Annotated in this window: 17 protein-coding genes; 5 read left to right on the top strand and 12 right to left on the bottom strand. The window is 53.8% G+C overall.

The window, feature by feature from the left end; all coding sequences use genetic code 11:
* Window positions 1-4: 4 nt before the first annotated feature.
* Together pykF and PGR23_RS15595 are read left to right on the top strand one after the other, a co-directional pair.
* Entirely contained in the window at window positions 5-1,417 is a 1,413-nt protein-coding gene (pykF, locus tag PGR23_RS15590) for a pyruvate kinase PykF (RefSeq protein ID WP_045396113.1), read from the top strand.
* 311 nt (window positions 1,418-1,728) lie between these two features.
* Window positions 1,729-1,965, top strand: a complete 237-nt coding sequence (locus PGR23_RS15595) for a major outer membrane lipoprotein (RefSeq protein ID WP_002908860.1) — start codon at window positions 1,729-1,731, stop codon at window positions 1,963-1,965.
* A 60-nt stretch (window positions 1,966-2,025) separates the two neighbouring features.
* On the opposite strand, the gene ldtE is transcribed toward PGR23_RS15595, so the two are convergent.
* From ldtE to sufA, 7 genes are all read right to left on the bottom strand, one after another.
* Complete coding sequence (gene ldtE / locus PGR23_RS15600; RefSeq protein WP_315710114.1) at window positions 2,026-3,012, bottom strand: L,D-transpeptidase LdtE; 987 nt, start codon at window positions 3,010-3,012, stop codon at window positions 2,026-2,028.
* Window positions 3,013-3,112: 100 nt separating this feature from the next.
* Window positions 3,113-3,529 (bottom strand): cysteine desulfuration protein SufE, encoded by a 417-nt coding sequence (gene sufE, locus PGR23_RS15605; protein WP_315710112.1) that lies wholly within the window; start codon window positions 3,527-3,529, stop codon window positions 3,113-3,115.
* A gap of 11 nt (window positions 3,530-3,540) precedes the next feature.
* On the bottom strand, window positions 3,541-4,761 hold the full coding sequence (gene sufS / locus PGR23_RS15610; protein ID WP_047050186.1) for a cysteine desulfurase SufS: 1,221 nt from the start codon (window positions 4,759-4,761) through the stop codon (window positions 3,541-3,543).
* Window positions 4,758-6,029: a Fe-S cluster assembly protein SufD gene (gene sufD, locus PGR23_RS15615; protein WP_045396101.1), complete on the bottom strand. Its 1,272-nt coding sequence runs from the start codon at window positions 6,027-6,029 to the stop codon at window positions 4,758-4,760. The genes sufS and sufD overlap by 4 nt, the downstream gene beginning before the upstream one ends.
* Window positions 6,004-6,750, bottom strand: coding sequence for a Fe-S cluster assembly ATPase SufC (gene sufC / locus PGR23_RS15620; RefSeq protein ID WP_430915638.1), 747 nt, complete (start codon window positions 6,748-6,750; stop codon window positions 6,004-6,006). The genes sufD and sufC overlap by 26 nt, the downstream gene beginning before the upstream one ends.
* Window positions 6,751-6,766: 16 nt before the next feature.
* Window positions 6,767-8,254, bottom strand: coding sequence for a Fe-S cluster assembly protein SufB (gene sufB / locus PGR23_RS15625; protein ID WP_045396097.1), 1,488 nt, complete (start codon window positions 8,252-8,254; stop codon window positions 6,767-6,769).
* Between the two features lie 2 nt (window positions 8,255-8,256).
* Window positions 8,257-8,634 (bottom strand): Fe-S cluster assembly scaffold SufA, encoded by a 378-nt coding sequence (sufA, locus tag PGR23_RS15630; protein ID WP_045396094.1) that lies wholly within the window; start codon window positions 8,632-8,634, stop codon window positions 8,257-8,259.
* Window positions 8,635-9,186: 552 nt separating this feature from the next.
* Here sufA and PGR23_RS15635 point away from each other — a divergent pair.
* Complete coding sequence (locus tag PGR23_RS15635; protein WP_141097063.1) at window positions 9,187-9,306, top strand: small membrane protein; 120 nt, start codon at window positions 9,187-9,189, stop codon at window positions 9,304-9,306.
* 148 nt (window positions 9,307-9,454) lie between these two features.
* Here the strand turns inward: PGR23_RS15635 and PGR23_RS15640 are convergent, their stop codons facing one another.
* Together PGR23_RS15640 and PGR23_RS15645 are read right to left on the bottom strand one after the other, a co-directional pair.
* Window positions 9,455-9,628, bottom strand: a complete 174-nt coding sequence (locus PGR23_RS15640) for a hypothetical protein (protein WP_315710107.1) — start codon at window positions 9,626-9,628, stop codon at window positions 9,455-9,457.
* Between the two features lie 93 nt (window positions 9,629-9,721).
* Window positions 9,722-10,531, bottom strand: coding sequence for an MBL fold metallo-hydrolase (locus tag PGR23_RS15645; RefSeq protein ID WP_315710105.1), 810 nt, complete (start codon window positions 10,529-10,531; stop codon window positions 9,722-9,724).
* Between the two features lie 177 nt (window positions 10,532-10,708).
* Here PGR23_RS15645 and PGR23_RS15650 point away from each other — a divergent pair, with 177 nt between their 5' ends.
* The gene (locus PGR23_RS15650) at window positions 10,709-11,305 is read left to right on the top strand and encodes a hypothetical protein (protein ID WP_047046943.1); all 597 of its coding nucleotides are present in this window, start codon (window positions 10,709-10,711) and stop codon (window positions 11,303-11,305) included.
* 522 nt (window positions 11,306-11,827) lie between these two features.
* On the opposite strand, the gene PGR23_RS15655 is transcribed toward PGR23_RS15650, so the two are convergent.
* On the bottom strand, window positions 11,828-12,076 hold the full coding sequence (locus PGR23_RS15655; RefSeq protein WP_020079088.1) for a GlsB/YeaQ/YmgE family stress response membrane protein: 249 nt from the start codon (window positions 12,074-12,076) through the stop codon (window positions 11,828-11,830).
* 167 nt (window positions 12,077-12,243) lie between these two features.
* Between PGR23_RS15655 and PGR23_RS15660 the strand changes: the two genes are divergently transcribed.
* The gene (locus tag PGR23_RS15660) at window positions 12,244-12,432 is read left to right on the top strand and encodes a YegP family protein (protein WP_045396087.1); all 189 of its coding nucleotides are present in this window, start codon (window positions 12,244-12,246) and stop codon (window positions 12,430-12,432) included.
* A gap of 46 nt (window positions 12,433-12,478) precedes the next feature.
* Here PGR23_RS15660 and menI read toward each other — a convergent pair whose 3' ends face one another.
* Together menI and ydiJ are read right to left on the bottom strand one after the other, a co-directional pair.
* On the bottom strand, window positions 12,479-12,889 hold the full coding sequence (gene menI / locus PGR23_RS15665; RefSeq protein ID WP_045396082.1) for a 1,4-dihydroxy-2-naphthoyl-CoA hydrolase: 411 nt from the start codon (window positions 12,887-12,889) through the stop codon (window positions 12,479-12,481).
* Window positions 12,886-15,942 (bottom strand): D-2-hydroxyglutarate dehydrogenase YdiJ, encoded by a 3,057-nt coding sequence (gene ydiJ / locus PGR23_RS15670; RefSeq protein ID WP_045396078.1) that lies wholly within the window; start codon window positions 15,940-15,942, stop codon window positions 12,886-12,888. The genes menI and ydiJ overlap by 4 nt, the downstream gene beginning before the upstream one ends.
* Between the last annotated feature and the right edge of the window lie 92 nt (window positions 15,943-16,034).

Consider the following 16,034-nt stretch of genomic DNA (forward strand, 5'->3'; position numbering starts at 1 on the left):
TGTCATGAAAAAGACCAAAATTGTTTGCACCATCGGTCCGAAAACCGAATCCGAAGAGATGTTGACCAAAATGCTGGACGCGGGCATGAACGTCATGCGTCTGAACTTCTCTCACGGCGACTATGCGGAACACGGTCAGCGCATCCAGAACCTGCGCAATGTGATGAACAAAACCGGTAAGAAAGCCGCAATCCTGCTGGATACCAAAGGGCCGGAAATCCGCACCATTAAGCTGGAAGGCGGCAACGACGTCTCCCTGAAAGCGGGCCAGACCTTTACCTTTACCACTGACAAGTCCGTGGTCGGCAACAATGAAATCGTTGCGGTGACCTACGAAGGCTTCACCACCGACCTGAGCGTCGGCAACACCGTGCTGGTCGACGATGGTCTGATCGGCATGGAAGTGACCGCTATCGAAGGTAACAAAGTTATCTGTAAAGTGCTGAACAACGGCGACCTCGGCGAGAACAAAGGCGTTAACCTGCCGGGCGTTTCCATCGCTCTGCCGGCGCTGGCTGACAAAGACAAGCAGGACCTGATCTTCGGTTGTGAGCAAGGCGTTGATTTCGTTGCGGCTTCCTTTATCCGTAAACGTTCTGACGTCGTTGAAATCCGCGAGCACCTGAAGGCGCACGGCGGCGAAAACATCCAGATCATCTCCAAAATCGAAAACCAGGAAGGTCTGAACAACTTCGACGAAATCCTCGAAGCTTCTGACGGCATCATGGTTGCTCGCGGCGATATGGGCGTTGAAATCCCGGTTGAAGAAGTTATCTTCGCGCAGAAGATGATCATCGAAAAATGTATCCGCGCGCGCAAAGTCGTTATCACCGCGACCCAGATGCTGGATTCCATGATCAAAAACCCGCGCCCGACCCGCGCTGAAGCAGGCGACGTCGCTAACGCCATCCTCGACGGCACCGATGCCGTTATGCTGTCCGGCGAATCCGCGAAAGGTAAATACCCGCTGGAAGCCGTTACCATTATGGCGACCATCTGCGAGCGTACCGACCGCGTGATGACCAGCCGTCTTGATTACAACAACGACAACCGTAAACTGCGCATTACCGAAGCGGTTTGCCGCGGCGCTGTTGAAACCGCTGAGAAACTGGAAGCGCCGCTGATCGTCGTCGCCACCCAGGGCGGTAAATCTGCGCGCGCAGTGCGTAAATACTTCCCGGACGCCACTATCCTTGCGTTGACCACCAACGAAACCACCGCTCGTCAGTTAGTTCTCAGCAAAGGCGTGGTACCGCAACTGGTGAAAGAGATCGCCTCTACTGATGATTTCTACCACCTGGGTAAAGAGCTGGCGCTGCAGAGCGGCCTGGCGCGTAAAGGCGACGTGGTTGTGATGGTTTCCGGCGCGCTGGTTCCAAGCGGCACCACTAACACAGCCTCCGTGCACGTGCTGTAATAATTTACAGGTTATTTTATCTTTTTTTAAAGCGTCCCTCTGGGGCGCTTTTTTTTATTCATTCCCTAGCTGTTCTTAATAAAAATGCAAATCGGATTTTACTATTTAATAAGAGATTATCTAAGATGAATCCGATGGAAGCCTTCTGTTTTCACAGCGCTTTTTAAACCAGATCGACGAATTCGATGCTTCTTTGAGCGAACGATCAAAAATAAGTGCATTCGGATAAAAAAAATATTCTCATCCCAAAAAAGTTTGTGTAATACTTGTAACGCTACATGGAGATTAACTCAATCTAGAGGGTATTAATAATGAATCGTACTAAACTGGTACTGGGCGCGGTAATCCTGGGTTCTACTCTGCTGGCTGGTTGCTCCAGCAATGCTAAAATCGATCAGCTGTCTTCTGACGTTCAGACTCTGAACGCTAAAGTTGACCAGCTGAGCAACGACGTGAACGCAATGCGTTCTGACGTTCAGGCTGCTAAAGACGACGCAGCTCGCGCTAACCAGCGTCTGGACAACCAGGCTCACTCTTACCGTAAGTAAGAGTTCTGGTAATAAAAATGGCGCACATTGTGCGCCATTTTTTTTGCCTGTCGTTTTACCCTACTGCGTCAGCTTAGCGTCGTTGTGCTGGCTATTCTGCGCCGACAGCTCCGTCGTCGCGCTGCCCGCCCCTTCCGAAACCACCACCGGATACCCTGCTCTACGCGACAGCGCTTTTTTCAGCTGCAGATCATCCACCGCTTTATCGTCAGAAAAGGCCTGAAACGCGGCAGGAAGCGTGTAAGAGATTGTCCGGGTATTTTCCCCTTCGGTTTGCGAAAGCGGCCTGTGGACCTCTACGTAGCGTTTACCATCGGGTTCTACCGCGAACTTCACCGGCTGATTGATAATCCGCACCGGCGTCCCGGCGCGCACCTGGCTGAACAGCGCCTTAATGTCATCGGCATTCATCCGCATACAGCCGGAGCTCACCCGTAGCCCGACGCTATCAGGGGCGTTGGTACCGTGGATCAGATATTCGCCGTTACCGTAGGCCAACCGCAGGGCGTAACGGCCTAATGGATTATTAGGCCCGGCGGGGATCACCGGCGGCAGCTTAATGCCCTTCTCCAGCGAGCGCGCGCGAATACCGGCAGTTGGCGTCCAGGTCGGGTTAGGGATTTTCTGCCCGACGCGGGTAGTCATCTCCGGCGTTTCCAGCCCCAACTGGCCAATGCCGAGGGGATAGACCTGCACCTGATTTTGCCCCGGCGGGAAATAGTACAGCCGCAGCTCGGCCAGATTGACGACAATGCCTTCACGCGGCACATCCGGCAGCAGCATCTGCGATGGGATTAAGACCCGGGTGCCCGGCTTCGGCTGCACCGGCGCAATCGTATCGTTGGCTTCAAGAATCAGCATCGCCGCCGTGTCGAAGTGGCGGGCGATAGCCTGCAGGTTGCGATCCCCTTCCTGTACCGTCCAGTATTGGTTTTGGCCAATCAAACGGCTGTTGGCAGGGGGAAGTGGATAATCGACAGCCCAGGCGCCGTGCTGCGCGCTCAGAGCTGCGAGAAGGGTCATCGTGATGAGAGACGCGCGTTTCATACTGAGATTCCTTCTTTCGCTGATAAAACGCCAGGATCTGCGCGGCGACGAAAGCACTCGCCTTCGTCGCACGTAACAGAATGAAATCTACCTGTTTATTCTAGCTAAGATTTGCAGCTTTCGCGCGAATTGCGCGGATCATCGCTTCAAGGCCCTGCGAGCGGGAGGGGGTAAGATGCTGGGTCAGCGCCATTTTTTCAAACCACGGACGCACATCGAATTCGCTAATATCCTGCGCGGTCATGCGGTCGTAAAGGATGAAGACCACCGCAATCAGCCCTTTGACGATGGCCGCATCGCTATCGCCGCGCAGGGTAATCACGCCGGATGGCTCCTGCTCCATCACGATCCACACCTGGCTTTGGCAGCCCTGAATAATGTTCTGCGCGATGTGTTCTTCCGCGCTGAGCGGCGCCAGGCGCTGGCCGAGTTCAATGATGTAGAGATACTTCTCTTCCCAGTTGGCGCAGCGGATAAAGTTGCGCAGCAATTTGTCTTTGTCTGGTAATGCCGCCATAGTCGCGTCCTTTAACCAAGTAATTTGTGGATCCGCTGTAGCCCGGCCACCAGCCGATCCACCTCTTCCATCGTATTGTACATCGCCAGCGATGCCCGGCACATCGCCGGAACCTGGTAGAACGCCATCAGCGGCATTGCGCAGTGGTGTCCGGTGCGCACCGCGATCCCGTAGTTATCGAGAAAACTGCCGACATCGTAGGCATGATGTTTCCCGAGGTTAAAAGCGATGACGCCCAACCGATGTTGCGGGCCATAAAGCGTCAAGTCCGGCACCTTTTTCAGCTCCTCGAGAGCATAGCGCATCAGCGTCTGCTCATATTCGCCAATCTGCTCAAGCCCAATCTGGCTGACATAGTCCAGCGCCGCGCCGAGGCCAATAATTCCGCCGGTATTCGGCGTACCGGCTTCAAAGCGCCACGGCGCTTTCGCCCAGGTAGTGCCCTCCTTCAGGCTGACGGTGGCAATCATCGACCCGCCGCCTTCCCACGGCGGCATCTCCTGCAGCAATGCTTCTTTGGCGTACAACACGCCGATACCGGTCGGCCCGTACAGTTTATGCGCCGAGAAGACGTAAAAATCACAATCCAGCGCCTGCACATCCACCGGGTGATGCATCACCGCCTGCGCGCCATCCACCAGCACCTTCGCGCCATGCTGATGCGCCAGCGGGATCAGCGCCGATAGCGGGTTTTCCGTCCCCAGCACGTTCGACACCTGGGTTATCGCCAGCAGCCGGGTACGGTCGTCAAACAGGCCGGGGATAACGTCGAGCTGTAGGGTGCCATCCTGGTTGAGGGGGATCACTCTTAGCTCGGCGCCGACGCGGGCGCAGAGCATCTGCCACGGCACGATATTGGCGTGGTGTTCCATCTCGCTGACGATAATATTATCGCCAGCCCCGACGTTAGCCCCGCCCCAGCTATTGGCCACCAGATTGATGCCTTCGGTGGTACCGCGCACGAACACCAGCTCTTCCGGCGAACGGGCATTAAGGAAAGCGGCCGCCTGCTGGCGTACCTGCTCCATCCGCGCCGTCGCTTCGGCGCTCAGGGTATGGATACCACGATGGACGGCAGCGTAACCGTGGCGATAAAACTCGGCTTCGGCATTAATCACCGCTTCCGGTTTCTGCGCGCTGGCGGCGCTATCGAGATAGACCAGCGGCTGACCATTAACCTCGCGGCTCAGCACTGGGAAATCGGCGCGCAGGCGTTCCACTGAAAATGTCATGCATCTCCTCCCGGCAGGCGCTTGCCTATACGCGCCAACACCTGTTGTTTCAGCGCATCATCGCTAATAGCTTCAGTGAGCTCGGCGGCGAAGGCGTAAAGGATCATCTGCTGCGCCGCCTGTTGATCGATACCACGCGAGCGCAAATAAAACAGCTGTTCGTCATCAATGCGCCCGACGGTAGCGCCGTGGCTGCATTTGACGTCGTCGGCGTAAATTTCCAGCTGTGGTTTGGTATCGACTTCCGCCAGCCTTCCCAACAACAGATTGTTATTGGTCATCTGACCATCGGTTTTCAGCGCGTGTTTCGCGACGTTAATCAGACCATTAAACACCGCCCGCCCCTTATCGCTGACGATGGTTTTGTGTAGTTGACGGCTGTTGCAGTAGCCAACGCGGTGATCGAGCCAGGTGCGGCTGTCGCAGACCTCGTTTTTCACCGGCATCGCCAGCGAGTTAATACGCAGATTGCTGTTTTCACCAGCCAGACGGGTGCTGGTATGGTGTCGTAACACCGCGCCGCCCAGCAGGAAGCTGCTGCTGAAAGCCGAAGCATCGCGGCCAAGCAGCAGATCGTTATGGGCGAAGTGATAGCTTTGCCCATTTTCAAATGCCAGCTTGATATGCTGCAGATGGGCATTGTCGGCGACAGACATGGTCAGGCGTCCGCCGGTGAAATGCCGCTGCTCATCAAGGCTAGTATAGTGTTCGATGATGGTCGCCTGCGCCCCGCTCTCCAGCGCCAGATGATGACGATAGTGGGCGGTATTAAGCTCGTCGCCGGCCAGACCGCTGGTGATATGCATCAGCAGCAGCGGCTTTTCCGGGCGCTGGTTGCGCTTCACGCTGATGCGAGTCACCGTCTGCGCCAGGCTTTCAGTGAGATGCAGAAACACTTCCGGCTGTACCGCTTCCGGCAGATGCTGGCGCTGGTTATCAACGCTGACGTCAAAACCGCTAGCGGCGAGATCGTCACTGAGCGCCGGGCTGAAGCGGCCATCGACAAACACCATCCGCCAGGCGTCGAGATTGAGCGCCAGCGCGTCGCGCTGCGCCACGCCGAGCGTCGCCGGACTTGCAACAAAAGTGCCGCTTAGCAGCGTATCCAGCGGGGTGTATTTCCAGTTTTCATGTTTGCGCGTCGGCAGTCCCAGGCGCAACAGCTGCTGCAGATGCTGATTGGCCTGCGGCGTGCGCGCCTCGCCCTGCGCTTCAAACAGATGATGCCACTGCTGCAGCGCGTTACTGCTGTTCGCTAAGCCAGCCATAGCCCTGCTCCTCCAGTTGTTTAACCAGAGTAAAATCGCCTGACTTGACGATCCGCCCCTGATACAGCACGTGGACGTAATCCGGTTTGATGTAATCGAGGATACGCTGATAGTGGGTGACGATAATAAAGGCGCGTTTGCCGTCGCGCAGCGAGTTAACCCCCTCCGAGACAATCTTCAGGGCATCTATATCCAGCCCGGAATCCGATTCATCCAGGATACACAACTCAGGCTCAAGCACCGCCATTTGCAGAATATCGTTGCGTTTTTTCTCGCCGCCGGAGAAACCGACGTTCACCGAACGAGTTAGCAGATCTTCCGGCATCTTCAGCAGTTTGATCTTCTCTTCCATTAAATCCTGGAAATCGAAACGATCCAGCGCTTCCACGCCGCGATAGCCGCGCACCGCATTGAGCGCGGTTTGCAGGAAAAATTGATTACTGACGCCGGGAATTTCCACCGGGTACTGAAAAGCCATAAAAATGCCTTCCCCGGCGCGATCCTCCGGGGCTAATTCGAGCAGGTTTTTGCCCTTAAACTCGACGCTGCCGCCGGTGACTTCGTAATCTTCCCGTCCGGCGAGCGTCGCCGAGAGCGTACTTTTCCCTGAGCCGTTAGGGCCCATGATCGCGTGCACTTCGCCGGGGCGCACCTCAAGGTTCAGCCCGCGCAGGATCTCTTTGTCTTCTACGGCGACCTGCAAATCTTTAATACTTAACATCTTTTTTCCTTAATTATCAGCCGACGCTATGTTCAAGGCTAATAGCCAGCAATTTTTGCGCTTCGACGGCGAACTCCAGCGGCAATTCTGAGAACACGTCTTTACAGAATCCATTGACGATCATCGAGATCGCATCATCTTCGCTAATGCCGCGCTGCAGACAGTAGAACAGCTGATCTTCGCCAATACGCGAGGTGGTGGCTTCGTGTTCCAGCTGGGCGCTGTTATTGCGGCATTCGACATAGGGGAAGGTATGCGCCCCGCAGTCCGGGCCGATCAGCATCGAATCGCACTGGGTGAAGTTACGGGCGTTAGTGGCGGTCGGCATAATTTTGACCAGCCCACGATAGCTGTTCTGGCTGTGTCCGGCGGAGATCCCTTTTGAGATAATGGTCGAGCGGGTGTTCTTGCCGATATGAATCATTTTGGTCCCGGTATCCGCCTGCTGATGGCCGCTGGTCAGCGCCACCGAGAAGAATTCGCCGATCGAGTTATCGCCGCGCAGGATGCAGCTCGGGTATTTCCAGGTAATGGCCGAACCGGTTTCCGACTGGGTCCACGACATCTTGCTGTTTTCGCCTTCGCACAGCGCGCGCTTGGTGACGAAGTTAAGGATGCCGCCGGTATTGTTATCGCCGGGGAACCAATTCTGCACGGTGGAGTACTTCACTTCTGCATCTTTATGGATGATGACTTCCACCACCGCCGCGTGCAGCTGATAGCTGTCGCGTACCGGCGCCGAGCAGCCTTCGATATAGCTCACATAGCTACCTTCGTCGGCGACCAGAATCGTACGTTCAAACTGGCCGGTTTTCTCGGCGTTGATACGGAAATAGGTCGACAGTTCCATCGGGCAACGCACGCCTTTCGGCACGTAGATAAAGGTGCCATCAGAGGCGACCGCGGCGTTCAGCGCGGCAAAAAAGTTGTCGTTGCCCGGCACTACGGTACCAAGGTACTTTTTCACCAGTTCCGGATGATCGTGAATCGCTTCGCCAAAGGAGCAGAAGATGATCCCCTGCTCCGCCAGCTTCTCGCGGTAGGTGGTCGCCACGGATACCGAGTCGAAAATGGCGTCCACCGCCACTTCTTTGCCTTCACGCACCGGTACGCCAAGCAGGTTAAAGGCTTCCTCGACTTCATTCGTCAGGAAGGTATTCGCCCCGGTTTGCTGTACCGCGCCGGGTTCCGAGGCGCAGGTATCATCGCAGTTACCGCAGGATGGCGCCGAGTAGTAGCTGTAATCCTGATAATTGAGCTTATCGTAATGCGCTTTCAGCCAGTGCGGCTCTTCCATCTCCTGCCACGCCTTAAAAGCGTTGAGACGAAATTCGAGCATCCAATCCGGTTCATTACGACGCGCGGAAATCGCGCGAACCACCTCTTCGTTGATGCCTTTGGCCAGCTCATCGGTTTGTAGCTGAGTAAAGAAGCCTTCTTTATAGTTGAGCGGGCCGCCGGTCCAGCTTTTGACATCGTCAGTTGCTTCAGTATTTCGAGACATAGTTACTCCGCCTGCACCCCGAAGCTTTCGCCGCAGCCGCATTCGTGCTGCGCTTTCGGGTTATGAAACTTGAATATTTCATTTAAGCCTTCGCGAACATAATCCAGTTCGGTGCCATCAATAAACGGCATCGCCTGCAGCGGCGCAAACAGCTTCGCGCCGTCGCGCTCAAACAGCAGGTCGTCGTCCGCCGGTTCGGCAATCATCTCCAGCACGTAGCCAAAACCGGCGCAGCCGCTGGTTTTGATTCCCAGACGTAGCCCCTGCTTGTCCGGCTGTTTATGCATCAGTTCGCGGATATGGGCCGCCGCCGCGGGGGTCATCGTCAGCCCCTGCCAGTTAAAATCGTCGGGATTAAAGGTGCTTGTTTGTAATTCCATCGCTCTACCTCATCGATTGCCGCTATCGGGCCCTACCCTCATGTTAGTGATAATGATTATCACTTCAACCCTGCGGGAACAGGGGTATTCGGCCATTTCGCCCCTTTTTACGCTTTTCTATAAGCATAGACCCTGGTCGAGAGGTTATCAGACCGCATTTTTTGCAATTAATAGATTGATAAATAATAAGTTATTAGGATAAGCGCGTATATAAAGCGGCAATGAAGAAAGATGTATCGAAAATACCTATTTATTGAATAGGCAAAAGGCCCGTCTATGTGGTAGCCACAGGCAGCTTCCTTGCCAGCGCCAGGATTGAGAACGCTTGTGCCTTCAGGATGTCATCAAAGGGAAATAATAGTAAATAGCTATAGAAAATAGCGTTTCTGCCGCTGGAATTCGGAATTTAATGCCACCTCTATTATGAACCATCATTCGGTTATACTTTTTGTTATCCGACGCGTATTTTTTACTAGGATTTTTCCTGGTAGAGAGGTAGATTCTTCGCCATAACAATAAAATCGCCGATCTTCATTCCTGAGGATATCTCAAATGGAAAATTTATTTTTCGTTATTATTGTGATAATTCTTTTGTTACTTGCTATTGCTGTTTTCATCTCCTATATCAAGGATCGAAAAAAACAAAAAAACACATTCAAAAAGAAATATTAATAACTCAAATATTATTCCCTACTTCTATCAAAAGACTTTCTATTATAATTTTCAATCATGCCCCGTCACAGGGGCGTACAGACACAACAAGAAACGCCCCCCGCGCTGACGCTCTTCGCCATGCCTTTAATGACTTTCCATAGAATATTTATTGCACCACGGTAAGTGACTCGCTGGCGAAGAAAACCATGATATAAACCTCATTGTAAAAAACCGCTACAAGCAATGCACAAAGCAGACTATCGATTATCATTTTTGTGGTAAATAAACCAGAAACATTAACACAAAATAATAAGTGTCGCTTAAGACCAGAAATATTCATGGCCAATTCCTCATGAACTTTCGCCGGGCATATTACTGGTTCAAGAATACTTCCGATTCAGTTTTTTTTCGTCCTAAAGAGAGCCCGGCATAACTAGACGCTATGTCTGGCCAAACATGCCACATACTTTTTCCCCGATTGACGTACGATTTCTTGGGCATTAACCAGAATTTCCCGCCCTTCAAACGCGCCGTAGATTTGACTAAACTTCACCCCGTCGAGACGTCGGAGGATATCACTCACCGTGGCAGCCGGCAGCGGCAGCATATTGGGATAACTCCACATGAAAGAAACGGCGTTAGCTCCCGGCGCAACCTGGACTATATCGCCGGATAATAGCAGGCCGTCGCCCTGCGCCCAGTGCAGGACGCAGCCACCAGCAAAATGCCCACCAAGGCGAATCAGACTGGCATCGGCTATCAGTTGCAGACTATCTCCCTCCCAGAAGGTAATCCACGGGCTGTCGCGCATGACCCACTGGCGGTCATCCCCATGCAGATAGATTGGCGCCTTGAACTCCGCCGCCCAATCCTGCATACAACTGTAGTAATGCGGATGTGAGATAGCGATGGCTTTCAGCCCACCCAGCGCGGAAACCAGCGTTTTTGTCGCCTCATCGAGGTTGGCGATGCAGTCCCACAGAATATTGCCCTGCGGCGTACGCAGCAGAAATGCACGCTGGTTAATGGCAAAACTGGGGATGGTGCGAATGCTAAAAAGCCCACTGTTATGCTGCTGCCACTTATTGTTATGCGATGCGTTAAGCTTATTTAACGTAATCCACTGCTGCCCGCCCACAGGAACAAATTGACGCTCGTCTTCGCAGATCGGGCAATGTTGTTGTGTAGGGACTTCGCTAAATTCATAGGAGGTACCGCAAGCTTTGCACAGCGTAATTGTCATATCTCCCTCTCTGTTCCATGATGCAATAACAAGCGTGCCGCCACTTATTTTAACTATATGTCAGATGGCGCGTGATGCAACGACCTACCGAGTTTGGTAGCGTTCTGCGTTTTTTATCGTTTGGCTTAACGGGCATAATCAACCGGCGGCAATAGATGAATGATGGACGGGGAAGGCATGCGCAAATTTTCAGCATTAATATTAATGGGGTTACTTACCGGCTGCTCGGTTAACGCGCCGCAAAGCGCGCAATACAATGCCGAATACTCCCAGCGCCAGGATATACGCACGCAGAACGTATATCGATTTAAGATCAAACCGCTTCAATCCAGCGGCGGAAAGTATTGGGGCGCGGATAATTTAACGCAGGTTTTTTACGTCAGTGATAAAAATGCCGCAACCGTTGAATTACGCTTCAACTACCCTACCGCAACGCTACAGGCCTCATCGTTAGACGGACAAGGGAAAGTAGTAAGCACTCAAACGTTCATCCTGTTAGCCGAATCCGCGGCGCCGCCATCGGGTTCGGACAAGAAGTACTTATACCTGACAAAAAGTGGCGAGTTACTGAGCAAATGGAAAAACTGTACGCCGGATATGAGCGTGGCTTGTAGTTGGGGAGGTCATCAAATATTTATCACCCGCAGCGCCGATCTGGCAGTGCAGTATGCAACCGGTGGTGCAGGTTTAGCTTTTCTGCTGATTCCATTTTACACATCCGAAGCCCGACTACAGATTTTCCCCAAAGCGCCAATCGACGCTGCTGGCAATTAATAGCAAGCCTTCTTTGCAGAACGATTCAATTTTGTGATGAAGTGAGTTAATTCTTAAAAGCAGGGTTGGTTAAGTCTGCGTTTACTCATGTACAATTGACGTCGTTGATGAATACTTGCCGGAGCAACGCTGGGCTATTATTTACGGGAGCTTGTGTCTTACAGGATGATTGATATCAGTATTATGTCGATGTGCATGGTAGTGCTGCTGGTGATGAGCGTGTTACTGGAGTAACCATTCCCCCCTTCCCCTACCGTTTTTGTTAGCTTATTTTACCGCTGAATTGGGCATAAAATTTCCCAGCCGCTTCTCCAGCCGGGAAGCGGTCGGGCTGCGCCTTAACATCCGGCAAAACGGTGTTTACGCCCTTTGTAAGGAAGCATCCGAAAAATTTGCCAAAATGGGTTCGCCCGCGGGTATCCAGCGGGCTTTTTTTGTTTGCTTGCGGCTATCATGAGCACAAAAAAAACCGCCGTGATTCACGGCGGTTTGCTGTCTCAGAGTGAATAGGCGCTCGGCGTATTAGCTCTTCACTTTACGGTAGATAAACAGCACCACAAGTGCGCCAATTACCGCCACGACAAAGCTACCGAAGTTAAAACCGTCAACTTTGCCAAAGCCGAATAACGTACTGATCCAGCCACCGACTACCGCACCGATAATACCGAGGATCACGGTGACAATAAATCCACCGCCGTCTTTGCCCGGCATAATCCACTTAGCCAAAATACCAGCGATCAAACCAAAAATGATCCAGGAAATGATACCCATGGTTAACTCCGTCCTCTTTGTTACCGTGAATGTAATTCGTAATTAAAATAGTAGCATAATTACAACGAATGATTTAACAAATATATATTTATTAAATGATTGCTTGCCGTGCCGTTAGCCATGGTCTACAGATTATTCAGTGCTCGTTAACGCCGAAGGAGTGAGAAATGGGATATTACGTACTGAAAAAGTCTGAAAAGAGTGTCTCGCAGCCGTGGTATTTTCTGCTGAAGGCTGACAACCATGAGACCATCGCCACCAGCGAGATGTACTCGTCGAAAGATGCGGCTAAAAAGGGTATCGCCTCGGTGCAGAAAAACGGCGCCAGCGAGGTCATCAAGGACGAAACGCAATAACAAGAAGGGGATGCAAGCGCATCCCCTTAAAATAATGTGGCGACCGTTACACCACGGCGGTGGTCAGTCGTGAGGAGCAGCACAGTCGCCCCTGCTCATCGGTGATATCGATTTGCCACACCTGATGGCGAGACCCAACATGCAACGCGGTACAAACCCCTCGCACCCGCCCGCTGCGCACCGAACGAATATGGTTGGCATTGACTTCCAGGCCGACCACTTTTTGTTCTCCTTCGGTACACAGATAGCCCGCGACCGAGCCAAGGGTTTCAGCCAGAACCACCGATGCGCCGCCGTGTAGCAGACCAAAAGGCTGATGTGTACGGTGATCCACCGGCATCGTCGCTTCAATCGCGTTATCGCTGATGGACACAAAGTGAATATCCAACAGGCCAACCATGTTTCCCTCGCCCATCGCGTTAAGCTGCGGCAGCGAAGCCTGACGTTTCCAAATCATCCCATAATCTCCAGCAGAGCCTGCAGCGGGTGACGTACCCCGCTACCTTCGATACGCTTCACCTGGCTTCGGCAGGAATAGCCGGTGGCCAGACAGCGACCGCGCGGTAAACGCGCCATCGCCTGCTGCCAGGAAAGCGCGTAAATCGCCAGCGAGTTGGCGTGGTTTTTCACTTCGTGGCCGTAGGTGCCAGCCATGCCGCAGCAACCCGTACTGATGTACTCCATTTTCGCCCCGCAACGGGCAAAGATCTCTGCCCACTGTTTGGGCGCGGCCGGTAGCGCCGTCACTTCGGTGCAATGGCCAAACAGGTACCAGGGTTCGCCGCTGTTGTCCCTCCCGGCTGAAGGCGCTATCGCCTCGGTCAGCCATTCATGCACCAGCATCACGCGAAAATCGCCGCGTTTCTCGCCCAGCGTCTGGTTATATTCATCGCGATAGCAAAGCACCAGCGCCGGGTCGACGCCAACCATCGGTATATCCAGCTGCGCTACGCGGTTGAGGAAATCAGCGGTTTTCTGCGCCGTGCGCGCGAAGCGCGTCAGGAACCCCTTGATATGCTGCGCTTTACCGTTCGGTGAGAACGGCAACAGTACCGGCTGATAGCCGACTTTTTCAATCAGGCGGACAAAGTCAGCCACCACCTGCGCTTCGTAGTAGCTGGTAAACGGATCCTGCACCACCAGCACTCTCTTCGCACGCTGTTCGACGCTCATTGCTTCCAGATCCTCAAGCGTGGTATTGGCGGAGCGATGGCCTGCCAGCTGCTGCTTGAGCGACGGTACGGAGAGCAGCGGCAGATCGACCATGCCGATGTGTTTTTCCGACAGCTTGCGCATCCACGGCTGATTGATAAAGAAGTTGAATGTTTTCGGCGCCTGGGCCATCAGCGGCGCGTACGATTCGACCGTCGCCACCAGATGATCGCGTACCGGGCGCAGGTAGCGGCTGTGATACAGCTGCAGGAAGCGGGAGCGGAATTCCGGCACGTCGATCTTAATCGGGCACTGGGTTGAACAGGCCTTACAGGCCAGGCAGCCGGACATCGCCTCTTTCACTTCATGCGAGAAATCATATTCGCCTTTACGCGCATGCCAGCTATTGCGGGTACGCTCGATCAGGGCGCGCAGGCTCACACCTTTTTCCGGAAGTTCTTGCTCCAGTTTGTTCGGGTCTATCCCGCGGTCGGCCAGCAGACGTAACCATTCACGCACCAGCGTCGCGCGGCCTTTCGGCGAATGAATGCGCTGATTACTGACCTTCATTGACGGACACATCGGGCTTTTTACATCGAAGTTAAAGCACAGACCGTTACCGTTACACTCCATCGCGCCACGCCAGGCGCTACGCACGGCAATGGGAATTTGACGATCGTAGGTGCCGCGCTTCACTGCATCGACTTTCATCATCGGCGCATCGACGCCTTCCGGTGGGCAAATTTTCCCCGGATTCAATCGGTTGTCCGGATCAAATGCCGCTTTCACTTTACGCAGTTCGCTATATAACTCCTCGCCAAAAAAGGCCGGACTGTACTCGGCGCGGAACCCTTTACCGTGTTCGCCCCACAGCAGGCCGCCATATTTGGCCGTCAGCGCCACCACCTCATCGGAGATCTGCTTCATCAGCACCTCCTGCTGCGGGTCGCACATATCCAACGCCGGACGAACGTGCAGCACCCCGGCGTCGACGTGTCCAAACATGCCGTAGCTCAGGCCATGCCCGTCGAGTAAAGCACGAAACTCGGTGATGTAATCCGCCAGATGCTCCGGCGGCACGCAGGTATCTTCAGCAAAAGGAATCGGTTTAGCGGCGCCTTTGGCGTTGCCTAGCAGCCCAACCGCCTTTTTACGCATGGCATAGATGCGCTCAACGCCATCCAGTTCATGACAGACCTGCCAGCCAATGACTCCCGCGGCGCCCTGCGACATGAGTTCATCAAGACGCTGACACAGGGTGGTTACCTGGCCGTCGATTAATTCAGCATCATCCCCGGCAAACTCAACGATATTGAGACCCAGCATCTCTTTATCCGGCACATCGGCGATCAGTTCGCTTACCGAGTGCCAGACGATATCTTCGCGGGCCAGATTAAGCACCTTCGAGTCGACGGTCTCCACCGACAGCGCCTTCGCTTCAACCATAAAGGGCGCGTTACGCAGCGCCGAATCAAAGGAGTCATACTTGACGTTGACCAAGCGGCGCACTTTCGGCAGACGCGTAATATCGAGCCGCGCTTCGGTGATAAATGCCAGCGTGCCTTCGGAGCCAGTCAGAATGCGCGTCAGGTCGAACTCGCTCATCTCATCATTAAAGACATGACGCAGATCGTAGCCGGTCAGGAAGCGGTTCAATTTCGGGAATTTATCGATGATCAGCTGACGCTGCGCTTTACAGCGCTGATAGACGGTACGATAGATGCGGCCAATCGCTGACTGCTCTCGCCCCAGCGTTTCCGCCAGCGCGGCGGGAATAGGCAAGGTATCAAGGATATCGCCGCCCATCAGTACCGATCGCACCCCAAGCACATGATCGGAGGTTTTACCGTAAACCAATGAACCCTGTCCGGAAGCATCGGTATTGATCATTCCGCCGAGCGTCGCGCGGTTACTGGTCGACAGTTCCGGCGCGAAGAAGTAGCCGTAGGGCTTAAGAAACTGGTTGAGCTGGTCTTTGATTACCCCGGCTTCGACCCGCACCCACCCCTCTTCAGGATTGATTTCGATAATACGGTTCATATAGCGCGACATATCGACGATGATCCCCGCATTCAGCGCTTGACCATTGGTGCCGGTACCGCCGCCGCGTGGGGTAAAAATCAGCGATTGAAAGCGCGGTTCCGCCGCCAGCCGCGCCAGTAAAGCGACGTCCGCGGTGGAACGGGGAAACAGAATGGCGTCCGGCAACAGCTGATAGACGCTGTTATCGGTCGCCATGGTGAGCCGGTCGGCATAGCTGGTGGCGGTATCGCCGGTGAATCCTTGTTGCTCCAGTACCTGCAAAAAATTCAGCACCAGTTGAACGACGCCCGGCGCTTGAGAAATCTGTGGGATCATGACGCTTGACCCTGCCTGAATATGTTGTGTTTAGATGATGTAATAATGCGCAAATTAAACGTTTGCGTGGCGCACTCAACTTTTTATCACAT

Source organism: Klebsiella sp. 141162 (genome assembly GCF_050600755.1).
In the GTDB taxonomy this organism is placed as follows: Bacteria; Pseudomonadota; Gammaproteobacteria; order Enterobacterales; family Enterobacteriaceae; genus Klebsiella; species Klebsiella aerogenes.

What these genes read in the sequence shown, in the direction of transcription:
- pykF (WP_045396113.1), top strand. Translation starts at nt 5, where the DNA reads ATGAAAAAGACCAAAATTGTTTGCACCATCGGTCCGAAAACCGAATCC.
- PGR23_RS15595 (WP_002908860.1), top strand. Translation starts at nt 1,729, where the DNA reads ATGAATCGTACTAAACTGGTACTGGGCGCGGTAATCCTGGGTTCTACT.
- ldtE (WP_315710114.1), bottom strand. Translation starts at nt 3,012, where the DNA reads ATGAAACGCGCGTCTCTCATCACGATGACCCTTCTCGCAGCTCTGAGC.
- sufE (WP_315710112.1), bottom strand. Translation starts at nt 3,529, where the DNA reads ATGGCGGCATTACCAGACAAAGACAAATTGCTGCGCAACTTTATCCGC.
- sufS (WP_047050186.1), bottom strand. Translation starts at nt 4,761, where the DNA reads ATGACATTTTCAGTGGAACGCCTGCGCGCCGATTTCCCAGTGCTGAGC.
- sufD (WP_045396101.1), bottom strand. Translation starts at nt 6,029, where the DNA reads ATGGCTGGCTTAGCGAACAGCAGTAACGCGCTGCAGCAGTGGCATCAT.
- sufC (WP_430915638.1), bottom strand. Translation starts at nt 6,750, where the DNA reads ATGTTAAGTATTAAAGATTTGCAGGTCGCCGTAGAAGACAAAGAGATC.
- sufB (WP_045396097.1), bottom strand. Translation starts at nt 8,254, where the DNA reads ATGTCTCGAAATACTGAAGCAACTGACGATGTCAAAAGCTGGACCGGC.
- sufA (WP_045396094.1), bottom strand. Translation starts at nt 8,634, where the DNA reads ATGGAATTACAAACAAGCACCTTTAATCCCGACGATTTTAACTGGCAG.
- PGR23_RS15635 (WP_141097063.1), top strand. Translation starts at nt 9,187, where the DNA reads ATGGAAAATTTATTTTTCGTTATTATTGTGATAATTCTTTTGTTACTT.
- PGR23_RS15640 (WP_315710107.1), bottom strand. Translation starts at nt 9,628, where the DNA reads ATGAATATTTCTGGTCTTAAGCGACACTTATTATTTTGTGTTAATGTT.
- PGR23_RS15645 (WP_315710105.1), bottom strand. Translation starts at nt 10,531, where the DNA reads ATGACAATTACGCTGTGCAAAGCTTGCGGTACCTCCTATGAATTTAGC.
- PGR23_RS15650 (WP_047046943.1), top strand. Translation starts at nt 10,709, where the DNA reads ATGCGCAAATTTTCAGCATTAATATTAATGGGGTTACTTACCGGCTGC.
- PGR23_RS15655 (WP_020079088.1), bottom strand. Translation starts at nt 12,076, where the DNA reads ATGGGTATCATTTCCTGGATCATTTTTGGTTTGATCGCTGGTATTTTG.
- PGR23_RS15660 (WP_045396087.1), top strand. Translation starts at nt 12,244, where the DNA reads ATGGGATATTACGTACTGAAAAAGTCTGAAAAGAGTGTCTCGCAGCCG.
- menI (WP_045396082.1), bottom strand. Translation starts at nt 12,889, where the DNA reads ATGATTTGGAAACGTCAGGCTTCGCTGCCGCAGCTTAACGCGATGGGC.
- ydiJ (WP_045396078.1), bottom strand. Translation starts at nt 15,942, where the DNA reads ATGATCCCACAGATTTCTCAAGCGCCGGGCGTCGTTCAACTGGTGCTG.